The 19874-nt window shown below is 63.0% G+C and carries 19 protein-coding genes; 10 read left to right on the top strand and 9 right to left on the bottom strand.

Annotation, left to right across the window (positions count from 1 at the left end; translation table 11 throughout):
- Positions 1 to 20 precede the first annotated feature (20 nt).
- The 6 genes from nirD to IFU31_RS19175 all read right to left on the bottom strand — a co-directional run bounded on the left by nirD (position 21) and on the right by IFU31_RS19175 (position 9052).
- Positions 21 to 383: a nitrite reductase small subunit NirD gene (gene nirD, locus IFU31_RS19200; protein ID WP_192104220.1), complete on the bottom strand. Its 363-nt coding sequence runs from the start codon at positions 381 to 383 to the stop codon at positions 21 to 23.
- The gene (gene nirB / locus IFU31_RS19195; RefSeq protein WP_192104218.1) at positions 383 to 2944 is read right to left on the bottom strand and encodes a nitrite reductase large subunit NirB; all 2562 of its coding nucleotides are present in this window, start codon (positions 2942 to 2944) and stop codon (positions 383 to 385) included. Before nirB ends, nirD begins: the two co-directional genes overlap by 1 nt.
- Positions 2945 to 3213: 269 nt before the next feature.
- Complete coding sequence (locus IFU31_RS19190) at positions 3214 to 6993, bottom strand: bifunctional nitrate reductase/sulfite reductase flavoprotein subunit alpha (RefSeq protein WP_192104217.1); 3780 nt, start codon at positions 6991 to 6993, stop codon at positions 3214 to 3216.
- Between the two features lie 379 nt (positions 6994 to 7372).
- Positions 7373 to 7510 carry a hypothetical protein gene (locus tag IFU31_RS19185; protein WP_163007603.1) on the bottom strand — a complete coding sequence of 46 codons (138 nt, stop codon included), beginning with the start codon at positions 7508 to 7510 and terminating at the stop codon, positions 7373 to 7375.
- The gene (locus tag IFU31_RS19180; RefSeq protein ID WP_122479194.1) at positions 7507 to 8385 is read right to left on the bottom strand and encodes a hypothetical protein; all 879 of its coding nucleotides are present in this window, start codon (positions 8383 to 8385) and stop codon (positions 7507 to 7509) included. Before IFU31_RS19180 ends, IFU31_RS19185 begins: the two co-directional genes overlap by 4 nt.
- Positions 8386 to 8566: 181 nt before the next feature.
- On the bottom strand, positions 8567 to 9052 hold the full coding sequence (locus tag IFU31_RS19175; protein ID WP_192104215.1) for a TlpA disulfide reductase family protein: 486 nt from the start codon (positions 9050 to 9052) through the stop codon (positions 8567 to 8569).
- 101 nt (positions 9053 to 9153) lie between these two features.
- Between IFU31_RS19175 and arsC the strand changes: the two genes are divergently transcribed.
- The 9 genes from arsC to IFU31_RS19130 all read left to right on the top strand — a co-directional run bounded on the left by arsC (position 9154) and on the right by IFU31_RS19130 (position 16470).
- Complete coding sequence (gene arsC / locus IFU31_RS19170; protein WP_185793873.1) at positions 9154 to 9507, top strand: arsenate reductase (glutaredoxin); 354 nt, start codon at positions 9154 to 9156, stop codon at positions 9505 to 9507.
- On the top strand, positions 9504 to 10109 hold the full coding sequence (wrbA, locus tag IFU31_RS19165) for an NAD(P)H:quinone oxidoreductase (RefSeq protein WP_192104213.1): 606 nt from the start codon (positions 9504 to 9506) through the stop codon (positions 10107 to 10109). Before arsC ends, wrbA begins: the two co-directional genes overlap by 4 nt.
- Positions 10110 to 10160: 51 nt before the next feature.
- Complete coding sequence (locus IFU31_RS19160; RefSeq protein ID WP_192104211.1) at positions 10161 to 10901, top strand: type I pantothenate kinase; 741 nt, start codon at positions 10161 to 10163, stop codon at positions 10899 to 10901.
- Positions 10902 to 10914: 13 nt separating this feature from the next.
- On the top strand, positions 10915 to 11586 hold the full coding sequence (locus IFU31_RS19155) for a DNA-3-methyladenine glycosylase I (RefSeq protein ID WP_122479199.1): 672 nt from the start codon (positions 10915 to 10917) through the stop codon (positions 11584 to 11586).
- A 322-nt stretch (positions 11587 to 11908) separates the two neighbouring features.
- Entirely contained in the window at positions 11909 to 12973 is a 1065-nt protein-coding gene (locus IFU31_RS19150) for an ABC transporter substrate-binding protein (protein WP_122479200.1), read from the top strand.
- Positions 12974 to 13174: 201 nt separating this feature from the next.
- On the top strand, positions 13175 to 14017 hold the full coding sequence (locus IFU31_RS19145; protein WP_192104209.1) for an ABC transporter permease subunit: 843 nt from the start codon (positions 13175 to 13177) through the stop codon (positions 14015 to 14017).
- The gene (locus tag IFU31_RS19140) at positions 14004 to 14801 is read left to right on the top strand and encodes an ABC transporter permease (RefSeq protein ID WP_122479202.1); all 798 of its coding nucleotides are present in this window, start codon (positions 14004 to 14006) and stop codon (positions 14799 to 14801) included. The genes IFU31_RS19145 and IFU31_RS19140 overlap by 14 nt, the downstream gene beginning before the upstream one ends.
- 1 nt (position 14802) lies before the next feature.
- Complete coding sequence (locus tag IFU31_RS19135; RefSeq protein ID WP_192104207.1) at positions 14803 to 15792, top strand: ABC transporter ATP-binding protein; 990 nt, start codon at positions 14803 to 14805, stop codon at positions 15790 to 15792.
- Positions 15793 to 15816: 24 nt separating this feature from the next.
- Positions 15817 to 16470: an HAD family hydrolase gene (locus IFU31_RS19130; RefSeq protein WP_192104205.1), complete on the top strand. Its 654-nt coding sequence runs from the start codon at positions 15817 to 15819 to the stop codon at positions 16468 to 16470.
- Here IFU31_RS19130 and IFU31_RS19125 read toward each other — a convergent pair.
- Positions 16458 to 17054, bottom strand: a complete 597-nt coding sequence (locus IFU31_RS19125; RefSeq protein ID WP_192104203.1) for a tRNA-uridine aminocarboxypropyltransferase — start codon at positions 17052 to 17054, stop codon at positions 16458 to 16460. The two genes, IFU31_RS19130 and IFU31_RS19125, sit on opposite strands and share 13 nt — an antisense overlap.
- A gap of 147 nt (positions 17055 to 17201) precedes the next feature.
- On the opposite strand from IFU31_RS19125, the gene IFU31_RS19120 reads away from it, so the two are divergent.
- Positions 17202 to 17660 carry an FAD/FMN-containing dehydrogenase gene (locus IFU31_RS19120; RefSeq protein ID WP_122479205.1) on the top strand — a complete coding sequence of 153 codons (459 nt, stop codon included), beginning with the start codon at positions 17202 to 17204 and terminating at the stop codon, positions 17658 to 17660.
- An 11-nt stretch (positions 17661 to 17671) separates the two neighbouring features.
- Here the strand turns inward: IFU31_RS19120 and IFU31_RS19115 are convergent, their stop codons facing one another.
- Both IFU31_RS19115 and IFU31_RS19110 read right to left on the bottom strand, forming a co-directional pair.
- On the bottom strand, positions 17672 to 18997 hold the full coding sequence (locus IFU31_RS19115) for an ATP-binding protein (RefSeq protein ID WP_192104201.1): 1326 nt from the start codon (positions 18995 to 18997) through the stop codon (positions 17672 to 17674).
- Positions 18994 to 19677, bottom strand: coding sequence for a response regulator (locus tag IFU31_RS19110; RefSeq protein ID WP_122479207.1), 684 nt, complete (start codon positions 19675 to 19677; stop codon positions 18994 to 18996). The genes IFU31_RS19115 and IFU31_RS19110 overlap by 4 nt, the downstream gene beginning before the upstream one ends.
- Positions 19678 to 19874 lie beyond the last annotated feature (197 nt).

Raw genomic sequence — 19874 nt, 5'->3', positions numbered from 1 at the left:
CAGAGGCCGGCAAGACCACCCTAGACCCTGCCAATCTCCACCCGATCACCATTGAAGCGCACCGGCCACACCCTGATGCCCTGCTCCGGCGCCTCCAGGCAGCGCCCGTCGCTGAAACAGTAATGCTGCTTGTACAGCGGCGCAGCCACCACCAGCTCGCCCTGCAGATACCCGACGATGCCACGCCCCAGCACATTGGCGCCCGAGCGCGGGTCGTGGTTGTCGATGGCGTGCAGCACCCGGCCCTCGCCCGCGTCGGGGAGGTAGAACACTGCCACCTGGTCGCCGTGCAGCCATACCACTACACCGGAATTGGCGATCAAGTCCGCTCGATCGCACACTGCTTGCCAGTCCATCGCTTGCACCGCCTTGGCCGCCTGCATCACAACACCTCCTCCATCACCGGGATCAACGTGACCACATCGCCCACCTGCGCCGGGCGACGCTGGCCACGTTCCTTGACGAACTGCACACCCGGGTCCGCACGCTTGTCGTTGACGAAGGTGCGGAAGCGCTTGAGCTTTTCCGGATCCTTCAGGGCATTGGCCCATTCGCATTCATAGTGATCGACCACCCGCTGCATCTGCGCTTCGAGTTCGGCGCCCAGGGCCAGGCTGTCCTCCAGCACGACCTGCTTGAGGAATTCCAGCCCGCCCTCCAGGCTTTCGCGCCACACCGAGGTGCGCTGCAGCTTGTCGGCGGTACGGATGTAGAACATGAGCACACGGTCGATGTAGCGAATCAGCTGTTCATCGTCAAGATCGGTGGCGAACAGTTCGGCGTGCCGCGGACGCATGCCGCCGTTGCCGCACACGTAGAGGTTCCAGCCCTTCTCGGTGGCAATCACGCCGATATCCTTGCTCTGCGCCTCGGCACATTCGCGGGTGCAGCCGGACACGGCGAACTTGAGCTTGTGCGGCGAGCGCAGGCCCTTGTAGCGATCCTCGATGCGCAAGGCCATGGCCACGCTGTCCTGCACGCCATAGCGGCACCACGTGCTGCCCACACAGGATTTCACGGTACGGGTCGACTTGCCGTAGGCATGACCGGTCTCGAAGCCGGCTTCGATCAGCTCGCTCCAGATCTCCGGCAACTCGTGCAACTGGGCACCGAACAGGTCGATGCGCTGGCCGCCGGTGATCTTGGTGTAGAGGTCGTATTTCTTCGCCACCACACCGATGGCGATCAGCTTGTCCGGGGTTATCTCACCACCCGGAATGCGTGGCACTACCGAGTAGGTACCATTCTTCTGCATGTTGGCCATGAACGTATCGTTGGTGTCCTGCAGCGGCACCAGCGAGGGGTCCATGATCGGCTGGTTCCAGCAGGAGGCGAGGATGTTGCCGACGGTGGGCTTGCACACGTCGCACCCCACTGCGCCGCGGCCGTGGCGGGCAAGCATGTCCTCGAAGCTGGCGATGCCCTCGACACGGGCCAGGGCATAGAGCTCGGCGCGGGTGTAGGCGAAATGCTCGCACAGGCTCTTGTCGACGCTGACGCCGCAAGCAATCAGCTCATGTTCGAACACCTGCTTGAGCAGCGCGGCGCAGCCGCCGCAACCGGTGCAGGCCTTGGTCTGGGACTTGAGCGCCGACAGGTCGCCACAGCCTCCATCGATGGCAGAACAGATCGCCCCTTTGCTGACGTTGTGGCAAGAGCAGATCATGGCGGTGTCCGGCAACGCATCGGCGCCCAGCAGGGGCGCACCGTCTGACAATGGCAGGATCAGCGTCGAAGGGTCGGCCGGCAAGGCGATGCCGTTCTGGGCATATTGCAGCAGGGTGTCGTAGTAACTGTTGTCACCGACCAGCACAGCGCCCAGAACGTGTTTGCCACTGGCGTCCACCACCAGGCGCCGGTAGCTGGCGTTGGCTTCGTCGATGAAACGGTAGCTCTTGGCGCCCGGCGTGGTGGCATGGGCATCGCCGATGGAGCCGACGTCGACGCCCAACAGCTTGAGCTTGGTCGACATGTCGGCGCCGCTGAACGCCACCGGCGCCTCCCCGGCCAGCTCGCAAGCCACGTTGCGGGCCATGCTGTAGCCCGGCGCCACCAGGCCGAAGACGCTGCCGTTCCATGATGCGCATTCGCCGATCGCATACACCGCCGGGTCGCTGCTGCGGCAGTGCGGGTCGATGACGATGCCGCCGCGGGCGGCGATCTCCAGCCCGCAGGCGCGGCCCAGCGCATCCTGGGGACGAATGCCGGCGGAGAATACGATCAGGTCGGTTTCCAGGAACTCGCCGCCGTCGAAGTTCATCCGGTAGCGATGGGTCTCGCCGGCCTCGACGTTCTGCGTGGCACGGGAGGTGTGCACGCCCACCCCCAATGCCTCGATGCGCGCACGCAAGGCAGCGCCGCCGTCGACGTCCAACTGCACGGGCATCAGACGCGAGGCGAATTCGACCACGTGAGCTTCCAGCCCGAGCGACTTCAAGGCATTCGCCGCTTCGAGGCCGAGCAGACCGCCGCCGACCACCACACCACGGCGCGCACCGCACGCGGCTGCACGAATGGCGTCCAGATCGTCCAGGGTGCGATAGACCAGCCGTGCGTTGCCTTCGCAACCTGGAATCGGTGGCACGAAGGGGAACGAGCCGGTGGCCAGTACCAGCACATCGTAGCCGTGCCGCCCAGTGGCGGTGACCACTTCGCGCGCCTGGCGGTCGATCTCGAGCACCGGCTGGCTCAGGTGCAGGGTGACGCCGTGCAGGCCATACAGCTGAGCATCGCCCAAGGCCAGGGTTTCGGCACACGAGCCGCCGAAGTATTCGGACAAGTGCACTCGATCGTAGGCGCGCTGGCGTTCTTCGCCGAAGACATGGATCTCGTAGCGATCGACCGCGCTGCGCTCGATCAGCTGCTCGACACAATGATGACCCACCATGCCGTTGCCGATAACGATGAGCTTCTGCCGGGGCCTGAGGTTCACGAGCGCATTCATAGGTATCTCCAAGCGGGTCACGGTGCCTTGACCATCGGGCAAAAAAAAACGCCTGGAGCGAATGCTCCAGGCGCCTTTGCCTGATGGTCGAATTGAGGTTGTCCGGTGGGGTGATCGTCGTTGATCACCGGGACTTGGCCAAGGTGAAAGCAGATTGCGTGCCAGGGTGGTTTGGTGTGTGTCAGGTAGGGCCTTTCCGCGGGCAGAGGGCTCGCCGCGAAGAAGCCCTCACTGACAACAAGACCCATCCCAGTGCACCACGCACCGTTTCAGTACACATCCCGCACGTAGCGCTTGTCGCGACTGAGCTGCGCCATATAAGCCTCGGTCTGTACCTCGCTCATGCCGCCGTGCTCGGCCACTACCTGCCGCAGCACCGCATCGACATCCTTGGCCATCCGGCTGGCATCCCCGCAGACATAGAAATGGCCACCTTGCTGCAACCATTGCCAGACCTGGGCACCCTGCTGGCGCAAGCGGTCCTGGACGTAGATCTTTTCCGCCTGATCCCTGGAGAACGCTGTATCGAGCCGATGCAGATGGCCGCTGCGCAACCAGGCGTGCAGCTCGTCGCGGTAGTAGAAGTCGCTGAGCTCGCGCTGCTCGCCGAACAGCAGCCAATTGCGTCCGCTGTGGCCGAGCGCCTGCCGCTCGTGGAGGAAGGCGCGAAACGGCGCTATGCCGGTACCCGGTCCGACCATGATCATCGGTGTCTCGGGTTGGCTGGGCACGCGAAACTGGGTGGCCTTTTGCACGAAGATCGGTACCAGCGCCGCCGCCGAGCGATCCGCCAGAAAGCCCGAACACACCCCGCTGCGCACACGCTCGTTGCAGTGATAGCGCACCGTCGAGAGGGTGATGTGCACCTGCTGCGGGTCGGTGCGGGCGCTCGAGCTGATGGAATACAGCCGCGGCTGCAGCGGCTTGAGCAGGCCAAGCAGTTCCTGCGTGGTGAGTGTGACGGGAAAGGCGTCGAGCAGGTCGATCAGTTGCCGACCCCACAGCCATTGCTGGAGCTCACCGGCGCGGTCGGGCGTGAGCAGCGTGGCCAGCAGCGGATCGGCGCAGCGCTGGCCAATGAACGCCAGCCACTGCGGGGTGATGCGGGTAATGTCCAGATGCTTGTGCAGCGCCACCGCCAGCGGCTGTTCGCCCTGCCCCTTGAGCATCACCCGCTCGCTGCTGTCCAGACCCAGGCACGCCAGCAGTTCCTCGACCAGGCTCATGCAGTTGCTCGGCCACACCCCAAGCGCATCGCCCGCCTCGTACACCAGCCCGCTGTCCTTGAGGTCGAACACCACATGGCGAACTTCCTTCTCGGTGCCCGGCGCATTGAGCACCTGATTGTGCAGGACCCGCGCCAGCCATGGCCGCTTGCGGGTGTACAGCAGTGGGGCCTGGGTCGCCAACGGGGTCGTTTCGCCAAGCGGGGCGCCCGCCAGCAGCAGGCCAACGGCCTGGGTCCACTGCTCGGCAAGCTCCTGATCGTCAGGTTCGCACTCGACGCGGGCCAGCAGGCGCTGCCCACCCAACTGCTGCAGGCGTGCGTCCAGCTTGCGGGCGAAGCCACAGAACTGTCCGTAACTCGAATCGCCCAGCGCCAGCACCGCGTAGCGCAGGTCCGAGCAGGGCTCGATGCCCTCGGCCTGCAGCTGCGCCCACAGGCGCACCGCGTTGTCGGGTGCGTCGCCGTCGCCGAAAGTGCTGGTCACCAGCAATACGTCGCGCGCCGCCAGCAGGTCGGCGGTAGTGATCTCGTCCATGCCGCGCAGCAGCACCGGCGCGCCGCGCTCGCGCAGGGTCTGCACGCAGCGCTCGGCGATGGCTTGCGCGTTGCCGGTCTGCGAGGCCCAGAGCACCAGGGTCCCCGCTTGCCCGGCAAGCGGCGCAACGGCCTCGGCCAGCGCTGGATCGAGGTCGTGCAGGGTGATCTTCGGCGAGCCGACGCGTTGCAGGGCCACGGCCGCGAATTTGAACGCGGGCTGTTGCGACAGCGGATCGCTGGCGTCGCTGGTCAACGCATTGATGGCCAGGTCGCTGCCGTAGACATCGCTCCAGTGAAACGGCGCGAAGCAATTGCCTGGCCGTACTCGGTCGCTGATGCGTGCCGGCAATACCGCCTGGCCGCGCCGCGAGCGGACCTGCACTTGATCGGCCTCGCCGATGCTCAGGCGCTCGGCATCGTCGGGGTGGATTTCAATGAACGGGCCAGGGTCGAGCTTGTTCAGCGTAGGGACCTTGCCGGTCTTGGTCAGGGTATGCCACTGGTGCTGCAGACGGCCGGTATTGAGCACCATCGCGAACTGGCCGTCGGGCAGGTCGGCGGGCGGCAGATGCGGACGGGCGAAGAAACGTCCGCGCCCGCTGGCGGTGGGAAAGCGCGGCCCGGCGTCGGTCAGGTAGCGAATCGGGCTGCGCGGAGCGTCCTGGCCTGGCGCAGAGGGCCATTGCCTTGGCTGCTTGCGCAGTTGCGCATAGCTTGCGCCGCGGATGTCATAGCCGCTCTGCGGATTGTCGAACCGTTGCAGCTCTTCATAGACCTGCTCGGCGCTGGCGTAGTCGAAGCCTTCGGCGAAGCCCATGGCGCAGGCCACCCGGGCGATGATCTGCCAGTCGGCCAAGGCCTGTCCCGGTGCGTTCACGGCCTTGGGCATCAAGGTCATGTTGCGCTCGGAGTTGATCATCACCCCTTGCGCTTCGGCCCACAGCGCAGCCGGCAGCAGAACGTCGGCGTAGCGGTTGGTTTCGGTATCGAGAAACGCATCCTGGGTGATCACCAGTTCGGCGGCCTGCAAGCCCTCGATCACTTGCCGGCGGTTGGCGACACTGGCCACCGGGTTGGTGCAGATGATCCAGCAGGCCTTGATCGCGCCCTCGCCCATCTGCCGGAACAGGTCGATGGTACCGGCGTTGCCTTCCTTGCGCAGGCTGCCGGAAGGGATGTTCCACAGCTGCTCGACATGGGCCCGGTCCGCGTCCACCAGCAATGAGCGCTGGCCGGGCAGACCAGGCCCCATGTAGCCCATTTCGCGTCCGCCCATGGCATTGGGCTGGCCGGTCAGGGAAAACGGCCCACTGCCCGGACGGCAGATGGCGCCCGTGGCCAAGTGCAGGTTGCACAGCGCATTGGTGTTCCAGGTGCCCTGGATACTCTGGTTCAGCCCCATGGTCCAGCAACTCATCCAGTTCGCGGCGCCACCGATCCACTGCGCGGCCTGCCGGATCGCCTGTTCGTCGAGGCCGGTGATCTCGGCTACCCGGGCCGGGGTGTAGTCGGCCAGAAAAGCCGGCATTTCGTCCCAACCCTCGGTGTGCGCTGCGATGAAAGACGAGTCGGTAGCGTCGTTCGTATGCAGTAGGTGCAACAAGCCGTTGAGCAAGGCCAGATCGGTGCCCGGCTCGATCTGCAGAAAGAGGTCGGCCTTGTCGGCAGTGGCAGTACGTCGCGGGTCGACGACGATCAGCCTGGCGCCCGCCTTGAGCCGGTCCAGCAGGCGCAGGAACAGAATTGGATGACAGTCGGCCATGTTCGCGCCGATCACCAGGAACACGTCGGCGTGGTCGAAATCATCATAGGAGCCGGGCGGGCCATCGGCACCCAACGACAGCTTGTAGCCGCTCCCCGCACTGGCCATGCACAACCGCGAGTTGGACTCGATGTGCCGGGTGCGAACGTAGCCCTTGGCCAGTTTGTTGACCAGGTACTGGGCTTCCAGTGACATCTGCCCGGAGACGTAGAAAGCAAGTGCATCCGGGCCATGTTCATCGAGGATCTGCCGCAAACGGCTACCGGCGTCTGCGATGGCCATGTCCATGCTCGACTGCACCGGCTCGTGGCTGCGGCCCTGGCGCACATAGGCATGCTGCATCCGGCCCGGATCAGTCAGCGGCTGGGCACAGCTGCTGCCCTTGGTGCACAGGCGCCCGGCGTTGGCCGGATGCTGCTTGTCACCGCTGACCTTGACCACCCGATCGTTCTCGACGGTCATTACGATACCGCAGCCCACCCCGCAGTACGGGCACACGCTACGGACAGAAGTGCGGGTCATCGGCGTTCCTCGCTGCTGGCTACAAAACAAAAACGGCGCCGGCTGCCTTCGCTCATCAGAGCGGGCAGCACGGCACCGTTGTCGTGTGGGGGCAATCGGCATCGATTGCATTGTGTGCGAGGGTGCTTGCAATACATGCGCCAACCCCATCGGATCGAGCGGATCACGTTAAACGAGGGTCAGCGCGGTTGAGTGGGTCAGGAATTTTCAGGTGCGGCGCACCGTTGAGGCGCGCTATGCACCGTGGGTGCTCAGCGACTCAGCAAGATGGACAACGTAAAAAAAGGCGCCAAGCCTTACAGTTGATCATGAGCGCACCCAGGCATCATCTATCTGGTGCAGTGAGCCTGAGGCCAATCAATGATCATTGATCAGCGCTTCAGCCACCTAAAGCAATTTCGCTCCTGTTGATCACCTTTTCATTGACCACGCGCCTTACTACCGGGACAGAAGGTTTCTTCGGCGGAATCGGCTTGATATAGCCATTCGGCTTGGATTTCTCGTTGTCGGGTTTCATTTTCTTTCTCCTGGTGGCGCCTCATCCAATGTCATTCGACGAGGGGGGGCTGCAGGTTTGACTGGAGCTGGAGGCTTTGACTGCTGTTCAGCAGTGGCTTTTTCAGAGTCACTCAATGTTCTCGACCTCATTGCAAGCAAAGCATTTTCCAGAATTATAGTCCTTTTTTCCAAATCTGCTATCTGATTACGTCCAGGACCAGCAAGGAGCTGATTCTTTAACGACGAGATCTCATCTCCTACATAGCTGTCCCTGATAGACAGGTTTTTTCTCGGAGACGATGTATCCATATCAAAGACAACGAACAGGACGCTTGCCAACACGAGAGGTATGCACGCGATCAGGAAGGCTGCAACCGATTTGAAGACCCATCTTGAACGTTGCTCGTTGACCAATGCGTTATGAGTTGCGCACCGCACGTAGGTTTGGGAAATATAAGACTCGGTTTCATGTATGGGGTCTACGAGATCAAGTTGTTCGGCATGGCTGACCTGGAAATTATATTTCTTGACCTCACTGTTATAGTTTAGTTGGTCGTCATGGTATTTTTTTACCTCAGCGGCATATGGCATTCGATTGAACTCAGACCCACTGAATGCCCTGCAGTTGAAATAAACAGAAACCGAAATAATGACAATCACCAATAGAATCAAAGAAGCGATCACATAAGCAATACCATGACGTTCAGTGAAGTCCAGAAATCTAGCCAAATACGCAGATACGGACAAGAGCGCGAAGATGGCAGTGAATATCAATTGGGTCTTGATGGAAATACTGTTCTTTATCTCCTCTTCATAGGCATACATTTTCTCATAAGTAACTTCTATGCTTCGATCCTTCAAAATAATCATCCTTAATCCGGTCATTACATCCATGGACGGACTCGATCTTCGTGATTGATTTCCCCCTCGCGGCGGCATCTGTGAATACTAGCACCCGCATGCCTGGGCTCAACGCACGCAGGCAGCATCCATCAGCTGTGCGAAGCCGCGTATGAGTCAGCCAGCCCCTTACAGCCGGAGTGCAACATCAGGCAAACCCCCTACCTGCGGCTTCTCAGCCTTCGCCGCGCTGCAGGGCTGTCAGGCGCGCCTTGATGCCGGCGGCGGTTTGCTCACCGAGCAACTGGTCGCGCACCTTGCCTTGGGCATCGATGAGGTAGGTGACGGGCAAGGCCTGGCTGCGGGGCAGCTCGAAGCGCGGTGCTGGATCCTGGGCCAGCACCGTGAAGTCGATTCCCAGGGTCTTCGCGGCGGCGCTTAATTCGTCGCCCTGCAGGTTGTCGAAGTTCACCCCGATCACGCGCACGCCCTGCCCTTCCAGGCTCTGCGACAGCGCATTGAGTTCGGGGATCTCACGGCGGCACGGCCCGCACCATACGGCCCAGTAGTTGATCACCAGCCACTGCTTGTCCAGCGTCTTGGCGCCGACCTGCGTGCCATGCTGATCGGGCCCGTAGTCGCCGCCGCAACCGCCCAGCAGCAGGGCGCCCAGCAACAGGCCAGCCAGCGGCGCGAGGTGGGTCTTGATACGCCAGTTCATGGGTCTATCCTTCCTTATTCCCGAGGCCATGCGAAAAAGGCGACCGAATACCGCCACGTGGTTAGAATACCCGCCACTGGATGCCGGAGGCGACTTTTCCCATGACCCAACTGACCCTTTACCACAATCCGCGCTGCTCCAAATCACGCGCGGCGCTGGAGCTGCTGCACGCCCGCGGGCTTGCGCCCGTCGTGGTGCTCTATCTGGAAACGCCTCCCGATGCGGCCACCTTGCACGCCCTGCTGGGCAAGCTGGGCGTCAGCGCCCGGGCCTTGCTGCGCACCGGCGAAGAGGAATACAAGACCCTGGACCTGGCCGACGCGACGCTGGGCGAAGAACAACTGGTGCAAGCCATGGCCAGCCACCCGAAACTCATCGAGCGTCCGATTCTGGTCAACGGTGAGCGCGCGGTGATCGGCCGTCCACCGGAAAACGTACTGGAGATTCTGTCGTGAACACACCTTACATCCTGGTGCTCTATTACAGCCGCAACGGCGCCACCGCCGAGATGGCCCGACAGATCGCCCGCGGTGTCGAATCCAGCGGGCTGGAGGCACGTCTGCGCTGCGTGCCGGCGATCTCCACCGAGTGCGAGGCCGTCGCACCGTCAATTCCCGAGCAAGGCGCGGTATACGCCAGCCTCGACGACCTGAAGAACTGCGCCGGCCTGGCCTTGGGCAGCCCGACGCGCTTCGGCAACATGGCCGCGCCGCTCAAGTACTTCCTCGACGGTACCAGCAGCCTGTGGCTCAGTGGCGACCTGGTCGGCAAGCCGGCCGGGGTATTCACTTCCACCGCGAGCCTGCACGGAGGCCAGGAAACCACCCTGTTGTCCATGCTGCTGCCCTTGCTGCACCACGGCATGCTCGTCACCGGGCTGCCCTATAGCGAGTCGGCACTGGTGGAAACCCAGGGCGGCGGCACCCCGTATGGCGCCAGCCACCACGCCGGTGCCGACGGCAAGCGCCTGCTCGACGAGCACGAAAAGACCCTTTGCCGGGCGCTGGGCAAGCGTCTGGGCCAGACCGCACAACTGTTGAGCACACCGCGTGGCTAAGTTGAATCTCGGGTTGAATCGCAGGTTGAATCGCACGATGGCGGGTCACGCTTGAGTATCCACACCTACACCAAGTACCCCGCCACGGCCCTCGGCGACGAGTCGCCGCTGGCCTGGATCAGCGAACACATCCACCAGCACTATCTGGGCCATCGGCACACCTTCGTGGTGGCCATCGCCGGCAGCGTCGCCGTGGGCAAGAGCACCCTGTCCACGCTGCTCAAGGAGCGGTTCGAGCGCTGGCCGCAAGCACCGCGGGTCGAGGTGGTCAGCACCGATGGTTTTCTGTATCCCAACCGGATTTTGGAACAGCGCCAGCTGATGCCCCGCAAGGGCTTCCCGGAAAGCTATCGCACCGACGACTTGAAGGCGTTTCTGCATGACCTCAGGCAAGGTGTGCGCGGTTTGCAGGTGCCGGTCTATTCACAGGCGCTCAAGGACATCGACACCCACTTCCACCTGATCGACCAGCCCGACATTCTCATTCTGGAAGGCCTGAACATCCTGCAGCTGGACCACGCCCACGACTTTTCCATCTACCTGGATGCGCCTACTGCGGACATTCGTCACTGGTACATGGAACGCTTCATGAGCCTGACCACTCTATCGGGCGACGCTGCACAGGCGCGCGCCGACTATTTGTGGGAAGAGGTCAACCTGAAGAACCTCACGGAAAACATCCTGGTGACCCGCGATCGGGCGCAGATGATTCTGCACAAGGCACCGGACCACCGCATCGACGAGGTCTGGCTGCGCGAAGGCGAGCTGCCCGTGCATTCATCCAGCAGTTGAGGACACCGGTTCCATGCATGACTACAAGTGGCTGAACGAGTACTGCCTGAATCGCTTCGGCTCGCAGAAGGCGCTGGAAGCGCGTTTGCCGACGGCCAAGTCTGCGGCGCAGCTGCGCAAGATCAGCGCCGACCGCTACCTGTCCACCATGGCCCTGAGGGTCTTCCGCGCAGGCTTGAAGCACAGCCTGGTCGACTCGAAATGGCCTGCCTTCGAAGAGGTGTTCTTCGGCTTCGATCCGGAGAAAATCGTGCTGATGGGCGCCGAGCGCCTGGAACGGCTGATGCAGGACACGCGCATCATCCGCCATTTCGGCAAGCTCAAGAGCGTGCCGCGCAACGCCCAGATGATTCTCGACGTGGCCATGGAACACGGCAGTTTCGGTGACTTCATCGCCGATTGGCCGGTAGAGGACATCACCGGGCTATGGCAGTACATCGCCAAGCATGGCAACCAGATGGGCGGGTTGTCGGCGCCACGCTTCCTGCGCATGGTGGGCAAGGACACCTTCATTCCCAGTTGGGACGTGGTAGCGGCACTGAGCGCCCAGGAGATCGTCGACAAAGTGCCCAGTTCCAAACGCGATCAGGCGGCGGTCCAGGCGGCATTCAATCAGTGGCATGCCGAAAGCGGTCGACCGATGTGCCAACTCTCGGCGATGCTCGCCTTTACCGTGAACCACTGATGCACTGATGCATCCGTTTGGTTGCAGGGCCCGGCTCGCGGTCCCGCTACCCTGCTCTCCTGCTTTCCTGCGGCCGCCTGTCCGTGCATACCCTTGTGTACATGTCCGCTTGCAACTGCCTTTCCTTAGCACCGATCGAAGCGGCAAATCTCGTCTACGCTTAGCCTCCAAGGGCACGACTGCCCTGGGCATGCCTGTGGCCGACGTGCTCGACGTCAAAATGTCATGAGCGTCACCTACGTTGGCTCGGGTATTGCTGAATCCAGATCAATCCAGTCGTCGACAGTCCCCTCGTTTCGATAGGCGCCCATAGGAGCACCGGATGAAAAAGCTTTTCCTGGCCACACTGTTAGGTTCGAGCATCGCGTTGTGCAACCTGGCTTCGGCCGCAGATACCGATCTGCAAACCCTTGAAGCCGCGGCCAAGACCGAAGGCATGGTCAACAGCGTCGGCATGCCCGACGCCTGGGCCAACTGGAAGGGCACCTGGGACGACCTGGCCAGCAAGTACGGCCTCAAGCACATGGACACCGACATGAGCTCGGCGCAAGAGGTGGCTAAGTTCGCTGCCGAGAAAGACAACGCCAGTGCCGATATCGGCGATGTCGGTGCAGCATTTGGCCCCATCGCCACGAAACAGGGCGTGACCCAGGCCTACAAGCCTTCCACCTGGGCGCAGATCCCCGATTGGGCCAAGGATGCCGATGGCCACTGGATGCTGGCGTACACCGGCACCATCGCGTTCATCGTCAACAAGCAACTGGTCAAACCCGAAGATGCCCCGAAAAGCTGGGCAGACCTGAAGAACGGCAAGTACAAGGTGGCCATCGGTGATGTAAGCACCGCGGCCCAGGCAGCCAATGGCGTGCTGGCGGCGGCAATCGCCTTCAAGGGCGATGAAAGCAACCTGGCGCCGGGCCTGCAACTGTTCACCGAACTGGCCAAGCAGAAACGCTTGTCCCTGGCCAACCCGACCATCCAGACCCTGGAAAAAGGCGAGATCGAAGTGGGTGTGGTCTGGGACTTCAATGGCCTGAGCTATCGCGACCAGATCGATCCGAAACGCTTCGATGTGCTGATCCCTTCCGACGGGTCGGTGATTTCCGGCTACACCACCATCATCAACAAGTACGCCAAGCACCCGAATGCCGCGAAGCTGGCCCGCGAGTACATCCTCAGCGATGCCGGGCAGATCAACCTGGCGCGCGGCTACGCCCGGCCGATCCGTGCCGACCACATCAAGCTGCCGGATGATGTCGCGGCCAAGCTGCTGCCGGCCGAGCAGTATCGCCATGTCACACCGATCAAGAATCCGGACGTCTGGGAGGCAAGCTCCAAGGCCCTGCCACAGCAGTGGCAGGAGCAGGTGATCTTCGAGATGCAGTGATCGCGGTGCATCAGGTAGGGCCTCTTCGCGGGCAGAGCCCGCTCCCACATGAGCAGGAGCGTCGATCCCTGTGGGAGCGGGGCTCTGCCCGCGAAGAGGCCAACACCGATCACCTCCGATACCCCGCAACATCTGTAGGAGCGGTCAGCGGCCGCGAAGCCGCCAACGCCGACATCCCTGACACCCCGGAGCCATGCAACAGTGACCACCACCACCCGCGGCAGAACCCTGGCCCTGCTACTGCTGGTGCCCTTCGCCCTGTTCTTTTTCGTCTTCCAGATCGCCCCCCTGGCCTGGGTGGCGATCCACAGCGTGCAGACCGACGCCGGTTGGAGCCTGGACAACTTCAGCAAGGCCTTCGGCTCGCGGTTCTATCGCCAGGCCATCCAGTTCAGCCTGGAAATCAGCTTCTGGTCGAGCCTGTTCGGCATCGTCATCGCCGTCATCGGCGCCAGTTCACTGCGCCGGGTCGACTCGCGGCTACGGGATTTCGTCAGCGCCTTCGCCAACATGACCAGCAACTTTTCCGGCGTACCGCTGGCGTTCGCCTTCATCATCCTGCTGGGTTTCAATGGCGCGATTACCATGATGCTCAAGCAAAGCGGCCTGATCGACGATTTCAACCTGTACTCCAAGACCGGCCTGATCATCACCTACACCTATTTCCAGATCCCGCTGGGCGTACTGCTGCTCTACCCCGCTTTCGACGCGTTGCGCGAAGACTGGCGCGAGTCCGCCGCCCTGCTCGGGGCCAACGGCTGGGCCTACTGGCGCCACATCGGCCTGCCGGTGCTGACCCCGGCGCTGCTGGGCACCTTCGTCATCCTGCTGGCCAATGCGCTGGGTGCCTACGCCACGGTGTACGCGCTGACCACCGGCAATTTCAACGTGCTGCCGATCCGCATCGCCGCCATGGTGGCCGGCGACATCAGTCTGGACCCCAACCTGGCCAGCGCCCTGGCCATGATCCTGGTGGGGCTGATGACCCTGGTCACCCTTGTCCATCAATGGCTGTTGCGCAGGAGCTACCATGTCGCGCGCTGAACTCGACGCACCCGGCCTCTACCACCGGGCCGTGGTCTGGCTGCTGTTCCTGATTCTGCTGCTGCCGTTGGCCGGTACCCTGCTGTACTCGGTCGCCACCAGCTGGTCGGCATCGATCCTGCCCAGCGGGCTGACCTTCAAGTGGTACCTGCAGCTGTGGGGCGACCCGCGATTCCTCCAGGCCTTTGGCCAGTCGCTGGTGGTCTGCGTCGGTGCGCTGGTGCTGTCGGTGCTGGTGATCCTGCCGCTGCTGTTCGTGGTGCACTACCACTTTCCGCGGCTGGATGCGCTGATGAACATTCTCATCCTGCTGCCCTTCGCCGTGCCCCCGGTGGTGTCTTCGGTAGGCCTGTTGAACCTGTACGGCTCGGGACCGCTGGCCATGGTCGGCACACCCTGGATCCTGATCGGCTGCTATTTCACCGTGGCCCTGCCGTTCATGTACCGCGCCATCACCAACAACCTGCAGGCGATCAACCTGCGCGACCTGATGGACGCAGCGCAGCTGTTGGGCGCCAGCACGTTCCAGGCGGCTGTTCTGGTGGTGCTGCCCAACCTGCGCAAGGGCCTGATGATCGCCCTGCTGCTCTCGTTCTCGTTCCTGTTCGGCGAGTTCGTGTTCGCCAACCTGCTGGTGGGCACGCGCTACGAAACCCTGCAGGTCTACCTGAACAACATGCGCAACAGCAGCGGCCACTTCAACAGTGCGCTGGTGATCTCCTATTTTCTTTTCGTGTTGCTGCTCACCTGGGGTGCCAATCGCTTGAACAAGGACAAAGACTGATATGAGCTTCGTCAGCGTCGAAAGACTGGATAAGCGCTACGGCACTACCGAGGTATTCAGCGATATCAGCTTCACCGTCGAGCGAGGCGAATTCATCACCCTGCTCGGGCCCTCCGGCTGCGGCAAGTCGACCCTGTTGCGCGCCATTGCCGGGCTGACCCCGATCAATGCCGGCACGATCCTGCTCGATGGCCAAAACCTTGCTCCGCTTGGCCCGCAGAAGCGCGATATCGGCATGGTCTTCCAGAGCTATGCCCTGTTTCCCAACATGAACGTGGAACAGAACGTCGCCTTCGGTTTGCGCATGCAAAAGGTCAAGGGCGCCGAAAGCTCACGCCGCGTGGCCGAGGTCCTGGCGCTGGTGGAGCTGGGTGAGTTTGCCGGGCGCTATCCCCATCAGTTGTCCGGCGGCCAGTGCCAACGGGTCGCCCTGGCCCGCTCGCTGGTCACCCGCCCGCGCCTGTTGCTGCTCGACGAGCCCCTGTCGGCCCTGGATGCACGTATCCGCAAGCACCTGCGCGAGCAGATCCGGCAGATCCAGCGGGAACTGGGTCTGACCACGATTTTCGTCACCCACGACCAGGAAGAGGCGTTGACCATGAGCGACCGCATCTTCCTGATGAACAAGGGCCGCATCGTCCAGAGCGGGGATGCGCAGAGCCTGTACACGGCGCCGGTCGATGCGTTCGCTGCCGGTTTCATCGGCAATTACAACCTGCTCGATGCCGCCCAAGCCAGCGCCCTGCTGCAGCGGCCGATCCACACCCGCGTGGCGATTCGCCCGGAAGCCATCGAACTGGGGATTGACGGTGCCCTGGACGGCGAGATCCGCAGCCATAGCCTGCTGGGCAACGTAATCCGCTACCGGGTGCAGGCCCACGGCGTGCAGTTGCTGGTGGACGTGCTCAACCGTACCGCCGCCGACCTGCTGCCCGACGGCCAAAGGGTGTCCCTGACGATTGGGCCAGACGCACTTTGTGAGGTAGCCTGAGCGTCTTTCCACGGGAGGTTCCACATGGCTCTAGCGATTTTCGATCTCGACGAAACCCTGATCCACGGCGACTGTGCTTCGCTCTGGAGCGAACAGATGGGTCGCCTCGGCTGGGTCGATCCCGAGTCCTTCATGCGCCGCGACCACGAGCTGATGCAGGCCTACAACGAGGGTCGGCTGGCCATGGAAGACTACATGGCGTTCAGCCTGGAGCCCATGCTCGGGCGCACGCCGGAAGAGGTCGAACACCTGGTCGAGCCGTGGGTGGAAGATTTCATCGAGCCGATCATTTTCAGCGACGCCACCCGCACCATCGCCGCCCACCGCGCGGCCGGTGACCGCATCCTGATCATTTCCGCCTCGGGCATTCACCTGGTCGGGCCCATTGCGGCGCGGCTGGGCGTCGACGATGTGCTGGCCATCGAGCTCGAGCTCAAGCACGGCACCTACAGTGGCAATACGGTGGGCGTACTGACCTACCGCGAGGGCAAGATCAAGCGCCTGCGCGAATGGATGCACGACGAGGGTGAAACCCTGCAAGGCGCAAGCTTCTATTCGGATTCACGCAACGACCTGCCGATGCTGCTGGAAGTACCGTCGCCTCATGCGGTCAACCCCGACCCGGTGCTGCGCGAGCATGCCGAACAGGCCGGCTGGCCGATCCATCAATGGCGCTGATGGTTGCGCCGATAGACCTCTTCGCCCATGGCAGCGATCTGACCTTCGATGAGCGCGTCGAAGGGCTTGAGCAAAGCCTGAAAGGATGCCGGTGATTCGAGCACTTCCAGCGCCTGGGTGATGGCTTCGAGGGTCGATAATGCGCCGGGGCCGGGTGCCTTGCGCAAGCGATAGCGCGAAGGCTCGGCGGTTGCCAACTGAACCCTGGGCAAGGCGGCCAGTAACGGATTGAGGTGCAGCAGTTTGCGTGCCTTGCGCCAGGTACCATCCGGTACCACCAGCAGCCTGCGCTGGGCGGCGGGCTCGTAGGCGCTCAATGCTTCGCTGTGTTCCCCGGGAAACAGCAGGCAGGGCTGATATCCCGGCTGGGCCAGCCACTGGGGCAGGTCTTCGAAGATTTCGCCGACTTTGATTTCGCACTGCTGCAGGCCCAACGCAGCCAGGCGCGCGGTGTTGAGGGCGTGATCGACCTCGCTGGGGTGCTGCAGGATCAGCACCCGCGTATGGCTGGGCAGGTTCGGGATCAGGGCGCACAGGCACTGTGCAAGGGGGCGATGGCAGCGAGAGCATTGGGGTCTGGACATGCGCAATTGTGCCACGGCGCGGCGAGCAGGCAACACCTTGCTCGATCGACCAGCACGGAAAAAGTCACCCATGGTGCCGCTAAACCTTTGTACCCACGTGGCCGATCCGCTCTAATGTAAACCCCACTGTCCCAGGACCTTGCCGCAATGAAATACTGCTGCGCATTACTTCTCAGCTTGCTGTCTCTTACTGCCCAGGCCACGGAGATCGGTGAACGCCTGGGTCCGTGGACCCTGCTCGACCAATTCGAACAACCCTACTCGCTCAGCGACCAGACCCAGTTGATCATCGTCGCACGCAGCATGGACGCCGCCCAGTTGATGGGGACTGCCATGGAGAAGCGGCCCAAGGACTTTCTCGAATCACGGCATGCGGCCTACATCGCGGATATCGAGCACATGCCTTCGGTGGCCAAGTGGATCGCCATCCCGGGCATGAAGAAACTCAACTACCGCATCCTGCTGGACGAAGAAGGCCGGGTGGCGCCGCGCTACAACGGTGATCGGGAAACCGTGCAGTGGTTGGAACTCAAGGATGGCGTAGTGGTGGACATCAAGACCTTCAATGACCCGCAGCAACTGGCCAGCGCGCTCTCGGCGCGCTGAGCCACTGCCGCTCACACCGGCCGGACCGGAATCCTGAAGATGGCGCGCAGGCCGTCTTCGCCACTGTCGAAGTCCAGGCTACACCCGCAACGCTGGGCGATGGCCTGAACGATCGCCAGGCCCAGCCCGCAACCGGCACTGGCGCGGCTGCGCCAGAAACGCTGGGTAAGGTGTTGCAAATCTTCGGCACCGATGCCAGGGCCGAAGTCGCGCACCGTGAAGCAGACCCAGCCAGGCTCGGTGGCCAGTGTCAGCCAGACCGGCGCCCGGTCGGGGCTGTGCCGCAGGGCATTGTCGATCAAGTTGCGCAGCGCCTGTACCGCGAGGGTCGACGGCATGCCCAACGCAATCGACGGCAACTGCGGCGGCATGTGCAACTCGACCCGCCAACGATCCGTCTGACTGGCATCGCCGATGGCCAGGCGCGCCACGTGTTCGGCACTGCACGGTGCGCCATCGTCGAACGACAGACTGCCCTCGACTCGCGCCAGCAGCAGCAACTGCTCGAGCGTGCGTTGCAGCCGGTCGGCGCCTTCCTCGGCGTGCGCCAGAGCCTGCTCATGGGCAAGGCCGGTGGTCATGCGGGCCACCTGCAAGTGGGTCTTGATCGCGGTCAGCGGGCTGCGCAACTCATGCGCCGCATCGCCTGTCAGTTGTCGTTCGCGCTCGAGGGTGCGACCGATGCGCAGAAACAGCTGGTTCTGGGTGTCCAGCAACGGCTGCAGTTCGCTGGGCAGCGACTTCAGCACCAGCGGGTCGAGGGCATCGACATCGCGCTTGCGCAGCGCCTCGCACATCCGGTTGAGAGGCGCCAGGCCCTTGCCGATACCCAGCCAGAGCATCGCGATGCTGCCGAGCAGGGCCATGAGCACCGGCGCGGAGGCAGCCAGCATGACCGAACGGTTCAAGGCTTCGCGTTCCAGTTCGCGGTCGGCGGTGGTGATTCGCACATCGTCACGGGCCAGGGTGAAACTGCGCCAGTGCTCGCCATCGATGGCCTGATCGTGAAAACCGGTGCGCTGATCGTCCAGCACCTGGTCGGCATTGCTGTGGCTGCGGGCAAGGATTTCGCCGCGCAACGAGCTGATCTGGCAGGCGATGCCATCAGGAATGCTCCATTGGTCGGCACTGAAACGGGTGCCTTCGCCCTGTGTCGCAAGCGGTTGCGGCAAACGGTCGACCATGCCGGCGACCATGCGTGCCGAGGCCACCAGACGCTGGTCCAGAGAGAACATCATCTGGCTGCGCAGATCGCGGAACATCCAGGTGGCGGCGAGTGCCCAGATGACCACGAAGGCCGCGCCGAGGATCAGGCTCAAACGCAGACGCAGGCTCATGGGGCCTCTTTTGGTTCGGTGTGGGCCGGGCCCAGGCGGTAGCCCAGCCCGCGGACGGTTTCGACGATGCCGTTACCCAGCTTTCGGCGCAGGTGGTGAATGTGCACGTTCAATGCATTGCTTTCCACTTCGTCACTGAAGCCGTAGACGCTGTCCTTGAGCTGTTCGCCGGAGAGAACGCGGCCGCGGTTCTGCAGCAGGGCGTACAGCAGCGCCTGTTCGCGGCGGGACAGGTCGATGGCCTGGCCGGCCAGCCAGGTCTGCCGGGTGCTGGGATCATGCTGCAGCGGGCCATGTTCGATCATGTTCAAGGTGCGGCCAGCCACGCGGCGCTGCAGGGTGTGCAGCCGCGCGCACAGTTCGCGCAGGTCGAAGGGTTTGAGCAGGTAGTCGTCGGCGCCTGCCTGCAACCCGGCGACCCGGTCGCTGACGCTGTCGCGGGCGGTCAATACCAGCACCGGCAGAGCCACCCCACGCTGGCGCAGGCGGTGGAGCAGTTTGATGCCGTCTTCGTCGGGCAGGCCCAGATCCAGCACCAGCACATCGAAGCTGGCTGCCTGCAGCATGGCCTGCGCGGCCGAGGCGGTGGCCACCCGGTCGACGTTCAGCCCCTGGGCATTGAGCCCGGCGACGATGCCGCTGGCGATCAGGTCGTCGTCTTCGCAAAGCAATACGTGCATGACAGCGCTCGAAGAATAAAGGCCGCACAGTGACGGGCCGTGATTAACACAACATTATGCCCCTGATACAGGGTAGGAGCGGTCATTGGCCGCGAAAAACGCACTGCGGTGCATCTGTGCGAACTGCACTGGCCCTTCGCGGCCACGGACCGCTCCTACAATGCGCTGAACAGCGCCCCCCTGTAGGAGCGGTCATC

The organism is Pseudomonas sp. CFBP 13602 (assembly GCF_014842725.1).
GTDB lineage: Bacteria > Pseudomonadota > Gammaproteobacteria > Pseudomonadales > Pseudomonadaceae > Aquipseudomonas > Aquipseudomonas baltica.
This window is presented reverse-complemented; position numbering and strand designations above follow the sequence as displayed.